Consider the following 18,072-nt stretch of genomic DNA (forward strand, 5'->3'; position numbering starts at 1 on the left):
TTCTGTCGGCTGTTTGCGCTACCCTTGCTTGGTAATTGCCGGGCACGAGAGGGGACAGCATGGCTGAGAAGACCAACACCATCAACGCGGATGCGGCCGGAACGCAAGGCTCGCTCTTTGGCGACGCCGGCGTGCCGTCCTTCTCGGCCCAAAAGCCTGCCGAGACGCCCAACGGTCCTGCTCGCACGGCGCGCGCCCGTGCCGCCGAGCTTAACCGCATCCTCAACCACGCGGCGTACGCCTACTACGCCCTTGACGCGCCAGAGATGACGGACGCCCAGTTCGACCGCTACCTCCAAGAGCTTCTCGCCCTTGAGAAGGCCAATCCCGAGCTGGTCACGCCGGACTCCTACACCCAGCGCGTGGGCGGCTACGTCTCCGAGCAGTTCGAGCCGGTTCGCCACGCCAGCCGCATGTACTCCATCGACGACGCCATGAACCTGGACGAGCTGGACGATTGGCTTGCCCGTACCGACGAGGCCCTGGGCTCTACGCCGGAGAACCCCGTGGCCTACACCTGTGAGCTCAAGATTGACGGCCTGGGTGTGGCCCTCACGTACACCGATGCCCAGCTCGTGCGCGCCGCCACTCGCGGCGACGGCACGACGGGCGAGAACGTCACGGCAAACGTGCTCACGATCCATGACGTGCCCCGCGCGCTTGCGCCCGAGGGCCTCGAGCGTGTGGCAGATGCCGGGCTTGGGCGTTCCATCGAGGTGCGAGGCGAGGTCTACATGCCCAAGCACTCGTTCGTCCGCTTGAACGAGGCCGCGGACGCCGCCGGCCGCGAGCCCTTTGCCAACCCGAGAAACGCCGCCGCCGGCAGCCTGCGCCAGAAGGACCCCAAGATCACGGCTCATCGTGACCTCGAGACCTTCATCTATGCCGTGGCCGATGAGTCGCCGCTTTCGGTGACCAGCCAGTGGGAGTTCCTGCACTGGCTCTCTAGCTGCGGCTTCCACGTGAACCCCAACGCCCGCCGCTGCACCTGTGCCGCCGAGGTCCACGACTTCTGCGCCACCGCGCTCGCGCACCGCGAGGATCTCGACTACGACATTGACGGTGTGGTGGTGAAGGTCGACTCCTTCGCGAGCCAGGCGGCGCTTGGCTTTACTGCCCGTGCACCGCGCTGGTCAATCGCGTTCAAGTTCCCGCCGGAGGAGAAGCGCACCGTCCTTCGCGACATCCGCATCCAGGTGGGCCGCACCGGCGTGCTCACGCCCGTTGCGGAGTTCGACCCCGTGAGCGTTGCGGGCTCGACCATTGCGCGAGCCACGCTCCACAACATCGATGAGATTCGCCGCAAGAACGTTCGCGTGGGAGACACCATCGTGGTGCACAAGGCCGGCGACGTGATTCCCGAGGTCGTGGGCCCCGTGCTCGAGCTGCGTCCCGCGGACGCGCAGGAGTTCCAGATGCCCACGCATTGCCCCAGCTGCGGAAGCCCCGTTGTGCGCGAGGAGGGCGAGGTCGCATACCGCTGCGTTTCCATTGACTGCCCCGCGCAGGCGGTCGAGCGTCTCATCCACTGGGGAAGCCGCAACGCCATGGACATCGATGGGCTGGGAGACGAGCTGGTGGGTCGCCTGGTCGAGAACGGCGTGCTTACCGACGTTGCCGACTACTACGACAAGCTCACCGTCGACGCGCTGGCGGAAACGCCCACAGGCCGCGCCTACGAGACGAGCACCAAGGACCACACCGAGGGCGAGGACATCCTCGTTGGACGCACGATAGCCGAGAAGGTCATGGCCCAGGTGGACGAGTCCCGCAAGCGCGGCCTCGCGCGTGTCCTCTTTGGCCTGGGAATCCGCCACGTTGGTGCGAACGTGGCCACGCTGCTCGCTCGCCACTTTGGCTCGCTCCAGGCGCTTATGGCCGCAAGCGAGGAGGACATCGCTGCGATCGATGGCATTGGGCCCAAGATTGCGGCATCGGTGCGTGAGTTCTTCTCGGTACCCGAGAACGTCCGCGTATTGGAGCGCCTGCGCGAGGCGGGCGTGGTCCTCGAGGAGGAGGTTGCCGAGCCAGAGCGTCCGCAGACGCTTGCCGGTCTTACCTTTGTCCTCACGGGAACGCTCGAGCACTTTACCCGCGACGAGGCGGGCGCGCAGCTCAAGGCGCTGGGTGCCAAGGTCTCGGGATCCGTCTCAAAGCGCACGAGCTTTGTTGTTGCCGGCGCCGCCGCTGGCTCCAAGCTCACAAAGGCCCAGTCGCTCGGCGTGCCCGTGCTGGACGAGACGGCACTCGAGCGCATTCTCGAGACCGGCGAGGTGCCGCAGGTATAGTTACCCTTGAGTTCGATCGATAACGCCGTGGTATTAGTGCGGTGGCGCCATAGGGACATGTTTAGCAGAGAAAGCTGCGAAAGCACTCCCTATGGCGCCGTTTTGGCTCTACAAGGGCAGCTTTTGGCAGCAACTCCGTACGAAACCCGCGCTGCGGCGTCGTTTTGGCGGGCGCCGAAAGGACAGTATCCGCAGCAGGCTGCCAAGCCCTCACTTTGGGGGTCACCTGTACCGTCTTATGGTCGCCCGTAGACCGCTTGCGCACCCAGGAACCCCAGTATTACGTGCAAAAGTTAGGATATGTGGGTTATTTTTCTTGGTGCAGGACAGCGCGGGGCATTTATAACGGCCACCAGGGATTCCGGGAGCGATCCTTTCATTGTTTTCTTACTTACCATGGTGGGTTAGGTTGGGTTTCGCGCGCCAAGTAAGCCAAATGTGCATCTCTCGCCGCGACCTACTTACACACAACCTCACTTTTGAACGTAATTTGCCTGAGGCTTCTTGCTCGGCTTCGAGTTATCTCCTATGGGAGCAACCTTTGTAGAAGCGCTCGCCTTCTTTTTGCAAGTTCGGGGTTGTCAAGCCTACGAAGATGCTCCCTCATTAGCCGGCCTGAGGTCCGCGCCATGTGCTCGCCGATCTTGAGGCGGAGCCGTTCCGCCTCTTCAAAGCTGTAAAGCTCCTCGGGATGCACGGGGATGACTCTGTAGCCCAGCGTCTCGATGTCGCTCTTGCGTATGGCATCTTTCTTGCGTTCGGCAATGGAGTCGTGTCGCTCGTTGCTGTCGTATTCAAGGTCCAGTCGAAACAACCGCCAGAAGACGTCAGGCATGAAGGTATCTGAGTGAGTAAGGTGCCGCTTGTCCTCCGGAACGCTGAGCATTGGATTGAGCTGCGGAAACGTATAACCCCAGCCGTCATGGCGTAATGGCAGAAGATTTGCAGAAGCGAGTGCGGTTTCCATCGGCGAATAGGAGTTGTCGACTGACCAGTACGCTGCATCTCGTGCTTGGTTTACTCCATAGACTCCCTTTGCGCGATCGAGGTACGCCATAAGTCTGTGCTTTGAGGTGAGGGGTTCGTTGAAGTATGTGCAGGTGGGGTTGGTCTCACCAGGTGTTGGTCGAGAGTAACGGCCCAACAGCTCGTCGCAGAGGAGCAACCTCGCGATCATGTCTGGCAACTGGCGGCATTTCCAGATGAAGTAATGCTCGGGGGAGAGGGCATAGATGTTGTCTCTCAGGTGGACGAGCGCGCCTCGCGGAAGGCTCTGAGGAAGTACGTATGTTTGCACTGCCGAGTCTGCGCGTCGCTCGCTACTTGAGGATACGAAAAGCTCCAGGGGCCGATTGCCCTGACTTTCGAGCAGCCAGCGAAGGTTATAGAGACTCACCTGGTTGAACTCTTCTTGCGATTTCACACAGGATCCCGGAGGCAGCGACGAAACCCGACACGGCTCGAAAAGCACATCTCCCTCGTGCATAGCGCATATGAGGCGGTCAAGCGTTCTGCCAGCGACGATAAGTTTCTTTTGCACGAGAGTCTCCCATCCGCAAACGGCTGCCGTTCGACATGCGGCACGGTGCCAACGCGCGTAAGGAGAGGGTATGTTCGCGAAGTGCAAAAGCCTGGGCTAATCGGTGGGCGCAAAAGAATTTTTGACAGCAACAGGCAAGGTTCTGGTAATTATGCCATCGCGGGTTTGCGGGTGTATCCAGGAGCATGCGAGGTAGGCGGATGCGACTCAATTCATTCGGTCTCACACCAATTTCTAAGTATCCCACCTCGGCAAAGACTTTGCACGGCTGTGTCCGTCGCGGACAATAGGCCACCGCTTGCGGCACAAATGCGTGCTCCAGGGTTCAAAGTCCTCGAGATTGGCTATAAAGACAGTAAGTAAAGGAGTCGTCTCAGCAAGGACGACCGAGGTAGGAGGTGCATTCCGATGGGCAGTGACGAGAGTTCAAACAAGCGCCTGCCTTTGGATGCATGAATTCACCCCAGAGGCGGTAGCAGATCCCTCGCAATGTCAAAGTCGATACGGTGGCACCGCGAATACGCTGAACAGGCAGCGACGTGAATCACAAAGAGGGCAGGCGCATCGTTTTTCTCCGGTCGGTGAAGAACCGACAACCCCAGACAGGTTCCTAATACCACGAGAGGAACGGAGAACGGGTTCGCACCGAGCGAGCCATCTTAGATAGCACGTGCCTTTCACTGTTGTCGCATCCCGCACGGGAGCGACCTCCCTAAGGGGGAGAGTCCAAAGTATCACGTAGGTGGGCGGGCGCCCGGAAGGGCGCTCGCCCTTTTCTGCGTCGATCGGCGACCGCTGCCTTCGCAAAAAGCCCCGCTGTCTTGCCGCATACCGCTGCGGTATCCTTGTTGGTCGCGCGTCGGGTCCGCACGGGGCGAGCGGCGCACCAAAGGGAATGCGAGGGCACATGCTCAGGATCGGCCACGCCATACTGCACGTCTTTGACTTTGATAGCGGCAGCACCTTCTTCTCGGAGCGCGAGCTTGACCTCGACAACCGCCAGACGCGCTCCTACGTCACCCGCCGCCTGCGCCGCATTCGCTCGAGCGCCGAGAGCAAGCACGGCACCTTTGCCCCCGAGAGCAACTTTGCCTCCGGCCTCAAGGAGTACCTTGCCGGCCAGGTGCCGTTCGTGGACTTCTCCGTGCAGATTGCCCAGTGGTTCTGGGAGGAGCTTCGTCGGGCGGAGGACCTCGAGCAGTGCGACCTGCTCGTCGCGGACTTCACGGACACCGGCGAGATGCGCGCCTCCGACAACGCCGAGGAGGACAAGGTCGCAGACGCCTACGAGTCCGAGGGAACCCGGCTCTTTGCAGTAGTGCTTCTCCCCAGAAAGCAGGCGTTCATCCACGAGGTGGACGAGAACGGCAACGAGATTGCCCGGCAGGATGCCACGCTGCCCAACCCCACCCAGAAGGTTGACGCCTACGTCCTCATCGACGCTGATACGCTGGCCATCGACTTCCACGACAAGGAGCGCAGCGTAGCCGGCGAATCGCGCCAGATTATCCCCGAGCTCTTCCTGCAGTGCTCCCAAGAGGCCTCGAGCCACGAGGTCATCGACGAGGTCACGAGCATCGTGGAGGACCTCTCGGAGGAGTACGGCCTTACGCCTGCCGTCGAGGTCTCGCGCGCAAAGGCTGCGCTTGCCCGCCACGCGGACACCGACGAGGCAATCCAGCCCGCAGACGTTGGCCGTGAGGTGTTCGAGGACAATCCCGAGATGGCCCAGCGCTTCGAGGAGCGCACTCGCGAGCGCGAGCTGCCCGAGGAGGTGCCGGTGCGCCGCGGTGCCGCCAACCGTCTGACGCGCACGCATCGCATACGCACCGATACCGGGGTGGAGATTGCCTTCCCCTCAGAGTTGGCCGAGCGCCCGGGCTACATCGAGTTCTCACACCAGGAGGATGGCAGCATCTCGATTGTGATCAGCAACGTGGCGCGCATCGAGAACCGCTAGGGGCTGTGGCGACGGCACCGCCTGCTGCCGGCAATCGCGCGCCTGCCAGCAACCCGGCTGCGCCGCCTGCCGTTGGCCGTCCGGCCCATGTGTTTTTCGTCCGACTCCAGGCGAACGAGTAGAATGGCATTCGTGACCTATACGCAACCCATCCGTACTCTAGGAGGCCTCATGCAGACTAGCGGCACCAGCAGCCGACGTGCGTCCAACGCACTCGCTCCCGCGCGTACCGTCACGCGCAGGGATGCCTTCAGGCTGCTTATCGGCGCGGGCGTGCTCGCATTTGCCAGCCCCGCTGCCGCCTTCGCCACCTCCCAGTCGGACATCGACGCCGCACAGTCGGACGCCGACGCCGCGCAGGAACAGCTTGACCATATCAGCCAGGAGGTATCGGACCTCTCTGCTCAGCTCTCAGATACCGTCGGCCAGATTGATGACGTCTCGGCTCAAATTGACCAGACCCAGGCGGACATAGACGCCAAAGAGGCGGACATCGAGGCAAAGCAGCAGGACATCGATACCAAGCAGCAGGAGATCGAGCAGAAGCAGGAGGTTCTGGGCCAGCGCATGTCCGCGGCATTCAAGTCCGGCAACGCCAGCACCCTTGACCTGCTTCTCTCATCGGCATCTTTCGAGGAGCTCACGTCCAACATCTACTATCTCGACAAGGTGTCCGAGCAGGACAACGCCATGATCGATGAGGTCAAGAGCCTCAAGGCAGACCTCGAGACGCAGAAGGCGCAGCTCGAGGACGACAAGGCCGCCCTCGAGTCCAAGCAGGCGGACCTCACGTCCCAGAAGGACCAGCTCGACCAGCTCAAGACCGAGCAGGAGTCCCAGCTCGCTGACGTCCAGGCCAAGCAGGACGAGGCCCAGACCCTCGTTGACCAGCTCAACTCCAACGTCCAGAGCCTCATCGACCAGCGCAACGCCGAGCTTCTTGCCGCGCAGGAGGAGGCCCGCCGCGTGGCGAGCACTCGCTCCTCGAGTAGCTCAAGCGGCCCGGTGACCGTTGTCTCCGGAGCCTCCGGCTCCCAGGCGGCAGTCATCTCGGCCGCGTACAGCACGGGAGCTACCGGCGCGGGCTACTGCGCCGCCTGGGTTTCCAACGTCTTTGCCAACGCGGGCGTGGGCTCGTTTGGCGGCAACGCCTGCGACATGTACTGGTCGTACTGCACAAGCTCGAACAGGTCATCCATCCAGGCGGGCATGATCATCGCCGTGCCTACCGAGCCCTACTCCGCCGCTGCGCGCCTGTACGGGCACATTGGCATCTACGTGGGCAACGGTACCGTCAGGCACTGCCTAAGCGGCGTCATTACCACGCAGAGCCTGGACTCCTGGATCAGCCAGTTTGGCGTCACCGCCACTCCGCGCTGGGGCTGGTTGGGAGGCGTCGCCCTTGCGTAGGGCGGCTGCTGAGAAGGACGAGGTTGCCTCTGTTCCGCAGACTCCCGCACAGGCGACGCTCGGCATCGTCTCTGCCGTCATGGGCATTCTCGGCGGAGTGGTGCTGCTCGCCGGAGGCCTGATCCTCTTTGCGGCAGTGACGGGGCAGGCGGATGCCTCGGACTCCGGTCTCACCATCGCCGGCGTCACGCTTTCCGGCTGGTCGCCCATGGGCCTTGCCATTGTCACCCTTGCCGCTGGCGCACTGCTCCTTGCGACGGCCTGGCTGGGGTTTGCCGCGTCGCGCGACTCCGGGCGCGTTGGGCCCTATCGCTTCCTCTGCTATCTGGTTGGCCTGGTGCTTCTCGTTGCCATTCTCTGGAGCTGGGGCGCGGGGACCATCCTCATCTTCAACCCCATCGTGCTCTCGACCACCATCACCTACGTGGTGGTGTGCTCCTCGCTCGCCGACCGCGTGCAGCGCGAGCATGACGAGGGCGTGCGAGGGGAGTCCTTCATGCTGGGCGGTCACCAGCGCGCACTGAGGCTCATCTCGCAGGTCATCATCGTGACGGCGGTGCTCAACGCCGTGATCACCCTTATCGTGTGGTACGCCGTCTCGCAGATGGACCCCTCCGCGCAAGTCACCCTTGCGGAGTCTCGTCTCTCTGCGGGCGACCTTGCCCCCAAGGCCCTTGGGCTTGGCCTTGCGTCCGCCGGGGTCAACCTGCTTGTGGGCCTTCTTGGCCTGCGTGGAGCCAACCAGCCCGAGAAGATCGGGCCGTTCCTCCTGATTTCTGCCATCTCTTTTGGCTATGCGGTGGTTCAGCTTGTGACGGTAATCCTCACCACGGGCGGCCTGGGAAGCGTCCAGTCCAGCTCCCTCACCGACGCCCTTCTCTACGGCGCCTGCACGTACCTCAGCGTAAAGATTCGCCGCCAGCCGCATGGCCGCGAGGGCCAGGCAACTGGCGGCAAGATGAACCAAGCCAGCGGCACCGTCTAGACGCTTCGCTTGCGAGACGGACCGCCCGTCTGGGCGCAGGCTACGCCTCGGGCTGGGAAAGCTCCAGCTCCATGAGGCGTGCGATGCTCACAATGTAGATTTTGAGCGCGCGGCGCAGGCTCTCCTCGGAGATGGCCTCGTCGGGACCGTGCTCGATGCCCACCCAGGAGGGCACCTTTGCGTACGGCTCGTGCGGGCCAAAGGCGCAGGCGCGACGGAAGTGTCGCGCATAGGTGCCGCCGCCGATGGTGAACGCCTTGCCCTCGCGGCCGGTGTACTCCGTGTAGGTCTTGAGCAGTGTCGTGATCTCGGGCGAGCTTGGGTCGATGTAGAAGGGCTCGGCGTCGCGGCTCTCCTCGAAGGTCGCGTTGAAGCGCGCGGCAAAGCGCCTGAGCTCCACCGTGATGCGGCTTCCCGAGGTTGAGGTGGGATAGCGCGAATCGACGGTCTGGACAAAGCGGTCGCCCTTCGTGCGCACGGTGCCGCCAATGCAGGTGAGCTTGCCAAACTTGTCATCTGCCGCCGCGATGCCCAGAGGCTTGCCGTCGCTGGCGTGACAGACCTCGTGCTCAAGGTGCAGCCAGCACTTCTCGGCGTCGGTGAGGTTGGGGACGTTGGCAAGCAGGTAGTCGGCAAGCACGCAGATGGCGTTTACGGTGCCGGTGGGCATGGAGGCGTGGCCGCCCTTGCCGTGAGCCGTCACGCGGGCAAGCCCCGCGCCCGCCGTCTCGACATCCACGTTCGCTGCCTCGGGAAGCTCCTCGGCGTCAACCCGCACAAGGGCCGTGGCCTGGCCGGGGATTGCGTTGGAGACCGTTCCACCGTCCAGCTCCTCGATCACGCCGCCCAGCATGGGCTCGGAGGTGAAGCTGCCGCCATAGAGGCCCTTCTCGCCGCAGATGAGGGGGAAGTCGGCGTCGGGAGAGAAGCAGAAGGCAGGCTCGGGGCAGCGCTCGAGGTAGTGCTCGACGTCTGCCATGTTGGTCTCCTCGTTGTTACCGATGATGCAGCGAAGGGCATAGGGGAGAGGCTCGCCGGTCTCCTTCACCTGGAGGGCAAAGAAGTGCGCGGCCCAGAGCGAGAGGACCAGCGGACCCTTGTCGTCGAGCACGCCGCGACCCATGAGGTAGCCCTTGCGGCGCGTCACGTCGAGCGCGGGAACGCTCCAGCCAAGGCCTATGGGGACGATGTCGGAGTGTGCGATGGTCGCCACGTAGGGCGCACCCTCCTTGCCGGCGACCTCGCCGTAGCCAATGCAGCCATCCAGGTCCGTCACGGCAAGGCCCAGGCGGCTGGCAATGCCCTCGGCTGCCACCAGGGCCTCGTTTGCCTTGGGGCCGTAGGGCTTTCCGGGCTCGGCGGCCGAGAGGTCCTCGACCGACTCGATTTTCACAAGCGTGCGGATGTCTTCGACAACGTCCTCCCAGACCTCGTCCACGTATGCGTCGACCTTGGCCTTGAGCTGGTCGTCGTTGGTTTGTGCCATGCGTCCTCCCGTTGGGTTGGTAATCGTGCCCCACCATCTTAGACGCTTGTCGGGGTAGAGGTGCTGTCGCGGCGCGTTCACGTGGCGTGGGAGATGGCTATGGGCACTCCCTCCGCGAGGACTCCATGCCCTCCGGCTACAATGCCACCTCCTGCAACCGACACGTAAGGGGGTCCCGACCGATGAAGGTCGCCATGAAAAGGACCGTGCTCGTCGCCGTCATCTGCTTTGCCGCCGCGCTTGTCGTGAGCGTCGCGTTTCTCGTATGGTTCAACGCAGATCCCGACGCCAACATCGCCACGATTCGCACCAGCCTGCCGCTGAGCTACCTGTATGCAGTCTCGTCCGGCCTCGCCGCGTTCTCCGCGGGAGCGCTGGTGGCGCTGGTGGCGGGGTCTCTCGCACACCTGCGCATGCCCAATCTGCCGCGCGTGGTCTTTGCCGCGCTGGGCTGGGTCGTGCTGGGCTTCCTGCTGCTTGCGCCCGTCGTTGCGACGATGGCAACAAACTCGGCCGCCATCATGTTTGCGCTGGTAGTGTATGCCGCGATCAAGGTCCCGGTGGTCTTTGCTGCGTTTGGACTGCTGCTGGGTCTGGGCTTTGCTGAGAAGCGCGGCACTGCGGAGTCCGACGCCCGCGCGTAACGCGCACTCGCCAAAAATGGAGGCTCGACGGGAGGGTTTCTGCCCTCCTGCCGAGCCTCTTTTCGAGCCGGTTGCCTATTGTCCGCCCCCATTTATTGCGCGATATTCCACGATATGAAATCGCTCAACTGGGAAAACGTTCTTCTGGCGAGAAAAAACGCGCAATAATGGCGAGCAACACAGCTAGCATTGCCTGACGGTTGGCGTTTGGCGTGCGTCGGTGCGCCGTGCCGAGAGGGGCGATGCTACGGAGCCTATGCCTGCCGGATAAACCGGACCACCTCGTCTACAGCGTGCGAGAGCCACATGGCCTCGCCTACCACGCGCGGCCCCTCTCCAAGCGTGACAAGGCGCGCGTTGGGGAAATCCTCTGCCGCTCGACGCGCATCATCAAAGGCGCGGTGGCTTGCGGTCCCGTTGCGGCATACAAGCACGGGCCCCCGGAAGCGACGCATGCCTCCCCAGATGCCTCCTGCGTCCAGGTCGCTGCCGATCGCGTCCTCAGAGGAAAAGTCTGGCGAGAGCAGTACCAGCCCGGATACATCGCGGGGGTGACGGGTTGCCGCCAGCGTCGCCACTACGCATCCACGCTCGGCGCCGGCGAGAAACACGCGGCAGTTGTCGATCAGCTCCAGACGCCCCACGGCGTCGGAGGCGGCCTCAACGTCCTCGAGGGCACGCGACACCTTTGACGACGCCGTGCCAGCCGCTATGCCGCCGTCACTCACCACGCAGCTCGCGACCCCACGCGATGCAAGCTCCTCGAGCGGCAGCTTTACCGCCACGTCTTCCCCGCCAGCCCACACGATCACGGGTAGGGGACCGGGGTCATCGGGTACGAGAAGGCGCGCCTGCACCCCTCGCCCGTCCCGTTCGCAGCGAACGGGCAGCTCGCGCCAGCCGTCGCCGCCAAGGATCTTCTCGGCCTCGCGCTCCGCGCGTTTCTCCCCGTGCCTGAAGATGCCCATGTCCGTCTCGACCGCCCTTCTTGCTGCCCGTTCGCCCTGATTCCCCGCGACTTGCTCCTGTCGTTCCGCTATGCGTCCGAGCGCGCGAAGCGGTTTGCCATATGCATGCTGCGCTCGTAGAGCACCTTGGCGAGAAGCTCGTCGGTCTTCTCGCGCGCGTAATCGGCCATATGCTGGTTGGCGCTCTCGAGAAGGTCCAGCGCCGCCTCGGCGTCCAGGCCCTGCTTGGCCACGAGTGCATCTGTTGCCGCCAGCACGCGCTCTCCCTCAGAGCCCAGGTCAAGCTGGTAGGCCTCGACCGCCGGCACGCACTCGCCGTAGTTGGCGTCGGCCATGGCGGCAATCAGGCGGTTTGCCCAGTAGAAGCTCTCGGTCGAGACACGCTTGGGGTCGGTCTGCTCGAGGTAGGCGGGCGTCTGGGTCACGCTGGCGTAGAAAGGCAAGAGCGCGTTGAAGGGGTTGGAGCCAAACGCAATCCACTGCACGCAACGCGTGGCCTCGGGGCCATACGGGCGTGCCTGCAGCACGGAGAGCTGGCTGTTGCGGTTGATGCCGATGGGGCGATAGTGGCCGCGCGTGGCCTCGGTGCCAAAGCTGCCGTACGGGTCATAGACGGTCCCCTGGTAGTGAAGCGAAAGGACGTACTTCACGTCCTCGATGGTCACTTTGCGCTCGGGGACGCTCGCCCAGGGGAGGTCGTTTGCCTCGGGGCCCATGGGCGCTTCGGGGGAGTCCCAGCTCTGGGCGTGCGGGTTGAGGAAGCGCTGCATCGACCAGGCGCGCGGGGTGTTGTAGAGGTGGTCCTCGTCGGAGTGGCTGCCAAAGGCGTCGCGCGGGTTGAAGACGTTCTCGCCCTCGCCCTCCGCGCGAAGCGCGAGGTCAAGGTGGTGGGCCGCCATCCATTCGGCAAGGTCAGGCGAGCACATGTGCTCGACCTGCTCACCCAGCGCGTCTGCCAGGTCAAACGAGTCAATGCCCAGCTGGTTGGGCATCGTGACGTAGCAGTCGTCCGGCACGCGCTTGGCAATCCAGTGGTGGCCGCCCACGGTCTCCAGCCACCAGATCTCGTCGACGTCCGAGAAGGCAATGCCGTTCATCTCGTAGGTGCCATAGCGCTCGAGGAGCTCGCCCAGGATGCGAACGCCGTCGCGAGCGGAGCGCGCGTAGGGCAGCACCAGCGTGACCATGTCCTCCTCGCCAATGCCACCGGGCTGCTCGGGCTCATAGTCGTCGCTGCCGGGCGTCCCCTTGGCGGGACGGTAGACCACCATGGGGTCCGCGCCCAGGACGCGCTCGTTTGAGGTGAGGGTCTCGGTGGCGCTCATGGCAACGCCGCGTGCCGAGAAGCCCGACTCCTCCCAGAGGCCGCGGGCGAGGTCCGCGTTGGGGACGGCCGTGTAGCGCACGCCGTCCTCGACGGGCAGCGGAACCGTTAGGTGCGAGATCTTCGAGGTGTAGCTGGTGCGTCCCTCTGGGTCCACCACGCAGAAGCGCTTGGGGTTGAACTCCCCGTTGGAGGAGTCCTCGTTTCTGGCGACGATGGTCGACCCGTCGTAGCTGGCATTCTTGCCAACCAGGATGGTGGTGCAGGGCATGGTGCCTCCTTGGTCCGATGCGGTTGCCGGCGGCGTGCGCCGACGGACTCTCACGTGCCATAGTATGCCCGCCGATTGCGCAGCGCGTTCAGGCTTGCGTGCATGTTACGGAAGACGCACGAGTGGACGGTTGACGCCGCACGTCGGATGGGGTCCCCGTCATACTGTGGGGGGCACCAATCGCGGCTGCCTTGGTGGCATTTCTTGCCAGGAGCTGCCATAAGCATGACGAGAGGATCTTCCTACCATGACCATGAACTTCAAGCGCCGCCTGCCCATCCCCATGGAGATCCGCGAGGAGATGCCCCTCTCCGCGGACATGGCGGCGAGAAAGCCCGCCTTCGACGCCGAGGTGGCGGCCATCATTCGCGGCGAGTCCCCGCGCCGCCTGCTGGTGATTGGCCCCTGCTCGGCCGACCGCGAGGACTCGGTTCTCGACTACGTGACGCGCCTTGCGAAGCTTGCCGACGAGGTCAAGGACAAGCTCCTCGTGGTGCCCCGCGTCTACACCAACAAGCCGCGCACACGCGGCACCGGCTACAAGGGGCTTCTCCACAACCCCGATCCCGAGGCGCCGGCGGACCTCCTCGAGGGTGTGAAGGCCATCCGCCGCATGCATCTGCGCGTGGTGGAGGAGACCGGCATGTTCACTGCCGACGAGATGCTCTATCCCGCCAACTACCAGTACCTCGTCGACCTTCTCGCCTACGTGGCGGTGGGTGCGCGCTCGGTGGAGAACCAGGAGCATCGCCTGGTGGCGAGCGGGGTGCCCATGCCCGTGGGCATGAAGAACCCCACGGGTGGATCCACGGCGGTGCTTCTCAACTCCATTTACGCTGCCCAGGCGCCGCAGACCTTCATCTTCCGCAACTGGGAGGTTGAGACCACCGGCAACCCGCTGGCGCACGCGGTGCTCCGCGGCTATGTGGGGCCGGACGGCGCGACCTATCCCAACTACCACTACGAGTATCTCGAACGCCTGGCAGACAGGTACGATCCCGAGAAGTTCGAATTCCCCGCCGTGGTCATTGACTGCAACCACGACAACTCCGGCAAGCGGCCGCTTGAGCAGCCGCGCATTGTGGACGAGGTGCTTGACTCCGTGCGACGCTCCGAGCGCATCGCGGGGCTCTTCCGCGGCTTCATGGTGGAGTCGTACCTGGTTGATGGCAACCAGCCCGTGGGCGGTGGCGTGTACGGAAAGTCCATCACCGACGCCTGCATTGGCTGGGCGGGCACGGAGCGCCTGGTACGCGACATGGCCGATCGCCTGTAGGGGCGCGGCGTCGCCTTGGCGCCGCGTGACGGCTTGGCACGCGTGGTGCCCCGGTGTCGCGTGACACCCGAAGGCCGCTTTTCGCAGCAACTCCGTACGAAGCCCCCGCTGTGGCGCTGCCCGCCCCTTGCGCCGCTGACCCCTCGTGCTTCTCTCGTCGCTTTCAGCAAACGTCAACCTCCGCTTCAGTTAGCGTTGAGCGTTGCGCTCCCTCTGTGTGGCCTCGCCCATTTTGGGTCCCTGAAGACGCTGATTCAGCGGCGTTTAAGCCCCACGTCATACCTTGGATTTCAAGGTAACTGAACGAAGGGGGTCACCATGAGTCTCACGAGAAGGACGTTCCTCCAGGCCGGCGCCATCACCTGCGCATCGGCAGCAGCTCTCGCGGCAATTGGTACGGCAGATTCCGCCTCGGCAGGCGAGGCTGGCCTCATGCTCAAGCCGCTCGCGGATGCCGCGCCCGTCGCCGAGGGAACATACGGTTCGCTCGTCTCGTCCTTCGCGGTCATGAGCGACACGCACGTGGACGACGATGCGCCAGACTACGACAACAACCTCGGAAACGCGCTCGACGACATCGTACAGAACTGGGACGCGGTGGATTCCATCGTGGTCAACGGGGACATGACCAACAACGGCTACCAGTACCAGTACGACATCTTCGAGCAGCGCGCGAAGGCCGCGGGCCTCTCGTTTCCCGAGTCCTTTACCTGCGTGATGGGCAACCACGAGCAGATGGGTGACGGCACCCACACGCAGGAGAGCGTCGAGAACCTGCACGCCAACTTCCTCGAGCGTACCGGCGAAAGCTCCATCTACTACGACCGCTACGTGGGCGGATCGCACGTGGTCGTCCTTGGCCCGGACGAGTACGTCTCGCCCTATGACGTCACCTCAACGGACACCTTCAAGCTCAGCACCGCCCAGCTTTCATGGCTCTCGAGCCTTCTCGACGAGGACCAGTCCGCGGCCGTGCCCTCCTTCGTCTTTGTGCATGAGCCGCTCAAGTACACCGTCACGGACTCCTACCCCGGCGGATGGGGCTACGAGAACTCCCTTGAGGACGACGATGACCTGCGCTCGGTCATCTTCTCTCACCCGGGCGCCATCCTCTTTAGCGGACACACCCACTCCTACCCCGACGTCGTGCAGCGCGTCCCCGGCGCCAACCTCTTTGTGGGCACGGGGTCCGTGGCATACGCATACGCCCAGGGCGAGACCTACCTCAGCGACGATGGCAGCTATGACTCCTTTGGCTGGCTCGTTCGCCATCACGAGAAGGCCATCGAGTTCTGCATGCGCGATTTTCTCAGCCGCCAGTGGGTCGCTGGGTCCCACTACGTCTGCCAGCTGGGGCCGCGTTAGGCGCGCGCTGGCCGAGAGGCCTCCGGCTGCCGGGTATCCGCGCCTGTTGCACGCAGACCGTTCTCGTCAGCTTCCGGCGTGAACGTGCGCGAGAACACCCGTCCAAAGACGGCAGCCAGGAACTGGTTGAAGAGCGTGCCCGTCATCACGGGGAACATGGTCGCTGCGGGGAAGTACGCCTGTGCGATGACGGCGCCGGCCGAGATGTTTCTGAGCGCCGAGCAGAATGTCAGCGTCACAGCCTGCTCGCGACCAAGGTGCATGAGGCGCGTGGCCGCAAAGCCCCAGATGTAGCCCGAGGACGCCATGAACGCAATGAACACCAAGACGCAAGCTAGCTCCGGAGTGAGGTTGAAGATGAAGTCATGCAGGCTTGTCGAGTTGGTCGTGATGACGAGAATCACAAAGATGCGGGCAAGCGGGGCCAGGGCGGGGGAGAGGCTCGTCTTCACGCGTCCCTGCGTGGCTTGGTTGAGCGCCGTGGCGGCAAAGGCCGGCAGAGCAATCATGACGAGCATGTCAAAGAACATGCCGGCAGCGTCCACCTGCACCGTGGCGCCTACCAAGATTCTGAGCGTGGTGGGGATGGTCACGGGCGAGATGAGCGTAGAGATTAGCAGCGTGCCCAGCGCGAGCGACATGTCGCCAGCGTAGATGCCTATCCACATGGTGGACGTTACGGCGATGGGTACCGAGTACTCAAGGACGATGCCAGCCACGATGTTTGGGTCCGAGAAGAGAAGCCCACCCAGCACCCACCCAATGAGCGGCATGAGTACCTGCGAAATTGCGATGGCAACGAGCATGGGCGCGGGTCGCTTGAAGATCCTAGCCAGGTTGGAGAAGTTGTTCCCCAAAGAGCCCTGGAAGGTCACGAAGGCGAACATGGACGTGACCAGGGGCTTGAGCGCGGCGAACGTGTCGGGCAGGCAAACACCCAGCACCAGGCAGAGGGGGACGATAAACACCATGTTGTGGGCAATGAGCTCGCCCACGCGCCTCCACGATGCCATGCGACTCTCCTCCTGCCCGGCGGGCCAACCATGGGCTTAACCTGTCTGTTAAAACGCTGAACAGGCTATGCGCCGAGTGTTTCCTCGCAGCGTCAGGACTGCTAATGCTAGAAATCAGCGCAATAACACCACGGTGCAGCGTGCGAGAACGACCCGCGTTGCCGCGCCCCCCGCGGTCGACGGTGGCCTAGTCCTTCTCGTCGGTGTAGTGCAGCAGCTTTTCCAGGCGCTCTCGGTTGATCCACGCGTGGGCCAGGGCACAGAGCAAAAAGAGCATGGCACCGCAGGCGTGGGCGACAAAGGCCGGCGTCCCAACGGTGCCATCGCAGCTCAGGCCCTCCGCCATACGCGCGTGCATCAGGCTCCCGCGGCTTACGAGCACGATGGCGAGAAGCACCACCATGGCAAGGCCCAAGCAGCAGTCGATGCGTGTCTCCCTGCTCATACCCTTGCAAGCAACATGCCTGGTTGTCTGGGCAATCTTTCTGTGACTCACCACGCCAAGCACCACCAGAAGGACCACAAAGAGAAGGCCAACAAGGGCGTGAACGTGCGGGTCGGCGTGACCGGTCACGTAGCAGGCAACGAGCACACGGGGCCTGCGCTCCGTCAGGTATAAGCCAAGGCTAACAACCGCGTGCCGCCAGAGACCCGCTTCGCGCCGTCTACAAGAAAAGAGAAAATACCTGCAAATGAGACAAAGGGACAGTCCCTTTGTCTCATGCCTCTCCCAGGTGGTCAATTTGCGTAGGCCAACAATTCCGAGAAAATGCAGCCTCCGTTGCCGCAATAATGAGTTGCTTCTAAAGGAAACGGTGTGGCAATTCCCAGCCTACGGGCACGGACTTAAGGGGCTACGGCCCTCACATCACGCAAGACAGGAGAAATTAGTACATGGCCACAAGAGCAGAGATCATGGAGAAGCTCGGCGAGGTCCAGCACATGCTGAACATTGCTCGCCACAACCGCAAGGAGCAGGAGGAGGCCACCGACGCCAACGTCGCGCGTGTGCTTGCGCTCCTGCGTCTCAAGAGCGAGATTTCCGTCGAGGAGATGTCGACAGTCCTCGGCATTGGTGCGGACGCACTCGGAACTACGCTTGGAAACATGGCTAACGATGACCTCGTCGTTGTCACTAAGGACGAGGATGACAACATCCAGTCTGTCACGCTTGGCGAGAAGGGCCAGGAGGAGCAGCCCAAGCCGCGTGACCTCCAGAACGTTGCACTCGACGGCTTCACGGACGATGAGGTAGACGTGCTTGCGTCGTTCCTCGATCGCATTGAGGCTGGCGTCGCAACCGAGATCGGTGAGGACTGGAAGGAGCGCGAGCAGGAGCGCCTTGCCAAGAAGCGCGATGATCGCGATGACCGCAAGTCTTTCGGCCGCGGAGACCGTGGAGATCGCGGCGGTCGTGGCGGCTTCCGTGGCGGCAACGACCGCGGCGGCTACCGTGGCGGCAACGACCGCGGCGGTTTCCGTGGTGGTAACGACCGTGGTGGGTACCGCGGCAACTCGGATCGTGGTGGCTACCGTGGCGGC

The 18,072-nt window shown here is 63.6% G+C and carries 14 protein-coding genes; 8 read left to right on the forward strand and 6 right to left on the reverse strand.

What is annotated here, in order from left to right; genetic code table 11:
- Nucleotides 1-59: 59 nt before the first annotated feature.
- Nucleotides 60-2,288 carry an NAD-dependent DNA ligase LigA gene (gene ligA / locus BMX94_RS10070; protein ID WP_091006170.1) on the forward strand — a complete coding sequence of 743 codons (2,229 nt, stop codon included), beginning with the start codon at nt 60-62 and terminating at the stop codon, nt 2,286-2,288.
- A gap of 526 nt (nt 2,289-2,814) precedes the next feature.
- Here ligA and BMX94_RS10075 read toward each other — a convergent pair.
- Entirely contained in the window at nt 2,815-3,828 is a 1,014-nt protein-coding gene (locus tag BMX94_RS10075; protein ID WP_091006172.1) for a hypothetical protein, read from the reverse strand.
- 907 nt (nt 3,829-4,735) lie between these two features.
- Between BMX94_RS10075 and BMX94_RS10080 the strand changes: the two genes are divergently transcribed.
- The 3 genes from BMX94_RS10080 to BMX94_RS10090 all read left to right on the forward strand — a co-directional run bounded on the left by BMX94_RS10080 (nt 4,736) and on the right by BMX94_RS10090 (nt 8,183).
- Nucleotides 4,736-5,788 (forward strand): nucleoid-associated protein, encoded by a 1,053-nt coding sequence (locus BMX94_RS10080; RefSeq protein WP_091006175.1) that lies wholly within the window; start codon nt 4,736-4,738, stop codon nt 5,786-5,788.
- A gap of 171 nt (nt 5,789-5,959) precedes the next feature.
- On the forward strand, nt 5,960-7,198 hold the full coding sequence (locus tag BMX94_RS10085) for a coiled-coil domain-containing protein (protein WP_091006177.1): 1,239 nt from the start codon (nt 5,960-5,962) through the stop codon (nt 7,196-7,198).
- Nucleotides 7,191-8,183, forward strand: a complete 993-nt coding sequence (locus tag BMX94_RS10090) for a hypothetical protein (protein WP_091006180.1) — start codon at nt 7,191-7,193, stop codon at nt 8,181-8,183. The genes BMX94_RS10085 and BMX94_RS10090 overlap by 8 nt, the downstream gene beginning before the upstream one ends.
- Before the next feature lie 40 nt (nt 8,184-8,223).
- On the opposite strand, the gene BMX94_RS10095 is transcribed toward BMX94_RS10090, so the two are convergent.
- On the reverse strand, nt 8,224-9,669 hold the full coding sequence (locus BMX94_RS10095; protein WP_091006183.1) for a Sapep family Mn(2+)-dependent dipeptidase: 1,446 nt from the start codon (nt 9,667-9,669) through the stop codon (nt 8,224-8,226).
- Nucleotides 9,670-9,863: 194 nt separating this feature from the next.
- On the opposite strand from BMX94_RS10095, the gene BMX94_RS10100 reads away from it, so the two are divergent.
- Entirely contained in the window at nt 9,864-10,313 is a 450-nt protein-coding gene (locus BMX94_RS10100; RefSeq protein WP_143052314.1) for a hypothetical protein, read from the forward strand.
- A 254-nt stretch (nt 10,314-10,567) separates the two neighbouring features.
- On the opposite strand, the gene BMX94_RS10105 is transcribed toward BMX94_RS10100, so the two are convergent.
- Complete coding sequence (locus tag BMX94_RS10105; protein WP_091006189.1) at nt 10,568-11,281, reverse strand: alpha/beta hydrolase family protein; 714 nt, start codon at nt 11,279-11,281, stop codon at nt 10,568-10,570.
- A gap of 68 nt (nt 11,282-11,349) precedes the next feature.
- A complete protein-coding gene (locus BMX94_RS10110; protein ID WP_091006191.1) occupies nt 11,350-12,876 on the reverse strand; it encodes a C69 family dipeptidase in 1,527 nt (508 codons plus the stop codon).
- A gap of 247 nt (nt 12,877-13,123) precedes the next feature.
- Between BMX94_RS10110 and BMX94_RS10115 the strand changes: the two genes are divergently transcribed.
- Both BMX94_RS10115 and BMX94_RS10120 read left to right on the forward strand, forming a co-directional pair.
- Nucleotides 13,124-14,152 (forward strand): 3-deoxy-7-phosphoheptulonate synthase, encoded by a 1,029-nt coding sequence (locus BMX94_RS10115; protein ID WP_091006193.1) that lies wholly within the window; start codon nt 13,124-13,126, stop codon nt 14,150-14,152.
- A gap of 318 nt (nt 14,153-14,470) precedes the next feature.
- Nucleotides 14,471-15,517, forward strand: a complete 1,047-nt coding sequence (locus BMX94_RS10120) for a metallophosphoesterase family protein (protein WP_091006197.1) — start codon at nt 14,471-14,473, stop codon at nt 15,515-15,517.
- Here the strand turns inward: BMX94_RS10120 and BMX94_RS10125 are convergent.
- On the reverse strand, nt 15,514-16,530 hold the full coding sequence (locus tag BMX94_RS10125) for a bile acid:sodium symporter family protein (protein ID WP_091006201.1): 1,017 nt from the start codon (nt 16,528-16,530) through the stop codon (nt 15,514-15,516). The genes BMX94_RS10120 and BMX94_RS10125 overlap by 4 nt on opposite strands.
- Before the next feature lie 187 nt (nt 16,531-16,717).
- Complete coding sequence (locus BMX94_RS10130) at nt 16,718-17,122, reverse strand: hypothetical protein (RefSeq protein WP_091006204.1); 405 nt, start codon at nt 17,120-17,122, stop codon at nt 16,718-16,720.
- A 302-nt stretch (nt 17,123-17,424) separates the two neighbouring features.
- Between BMX94_RS10130 and BMX94_RS10655 the strand changes: the two genes are divergently transcribed.
- Nucleotides 17,425-18,072 (forward strand): winged helix DNA-binding protein (locus BMX94_RS10655; protein ID WP_177171414.1); only part of this gene is annotated, 648 nt, incomplete at its 3' end.

It is taken from the genome of Olsenella sp. KH3B4 (assembly GCA_900111695.1).
Lineage (GTDB): Bacteria > Actinomycetota > Coriobacteriia > Coriobacteriales > Atopobiaceae > Tractidigestivibacter.

What these genes read in the sequence shown, in the direction of transcription:
- BMX94_RS10125 (WP_091006201.1), bottom strand. Translation starts at nt 16,530, where the DNA reads ATGGCATCGTGGAGGCGCGTGGGCGAGCTCATTGCCCACAACATGGTG.
- BMX94_RS10105 (WP_091006189.1), bottom strand. Translation starts at nt 11,281, where the DNA reads ATGGGCATCTTCAGGCACGGGGAGAAACGCGCGGAGCGCGAGGCCGAG.
- BMX94_RS10100 (WP_143052314.1), top strand. Translation starts at nt 9,864, where the DNA reads ATGAAAAGGACCGTGCTCGTCGCCGTCATCTGCTTTGCCGCCGCGCTT.
- BMX94_RS10095 (WP_091006183.1), bottom strand. Translation starts at nt 9,669, where the DNA reads ATGGCACAAACCAACGACGACCAGCTCAAGGCCAAGGTCGACGCATAC.
- BMX94_RS10080 (WP_091006175.1), top strand. Translation starts at nt 4,736, where the DNA reads ATGCTCAGGATCGGCCACGCCATACTGCACGTCTTTGACTTTGATAGC.
- BMX94_RS10085 (WP_091006177.1), top strand. Translation starts at nt 5,960, where the DNA reads ATGCAGACTAGCGGCACCAGCAGCCGACGTGCGTCCAACGCACTCGCT.
- BMX94_RS10110 (WP_091006191.1), bottom strand. Translation starts at nt 12,876, where the DNA reads ATGCCCTGCACCACCATCCTGGTTGGCAAGAATGCCAGCTACGACGGG.
- ligA (WP_091006170.1), top strand. Translation starts at nt 60, where the DNA reads ATGGCTGAGAAGACCAACACCATCAACGCGGATGCGGCCGGAACGCAA.
- BMX94_RS10120 (WP_091006197.1), top strand. Translation starts at nt 14,471, where the DNA reads ATGAGTCTCACGAGAAGGACGTTCCTCCAGGCCGGCGCCATCACCTGC.
- BMX94_RS10115 (WP_091006193.1), top strand. Translation starts at nt 13,124, where the DNA reads ATGACCATGAACTTCAAGCGCCGCCTGCCCATCCCCATGGAGATCCGC.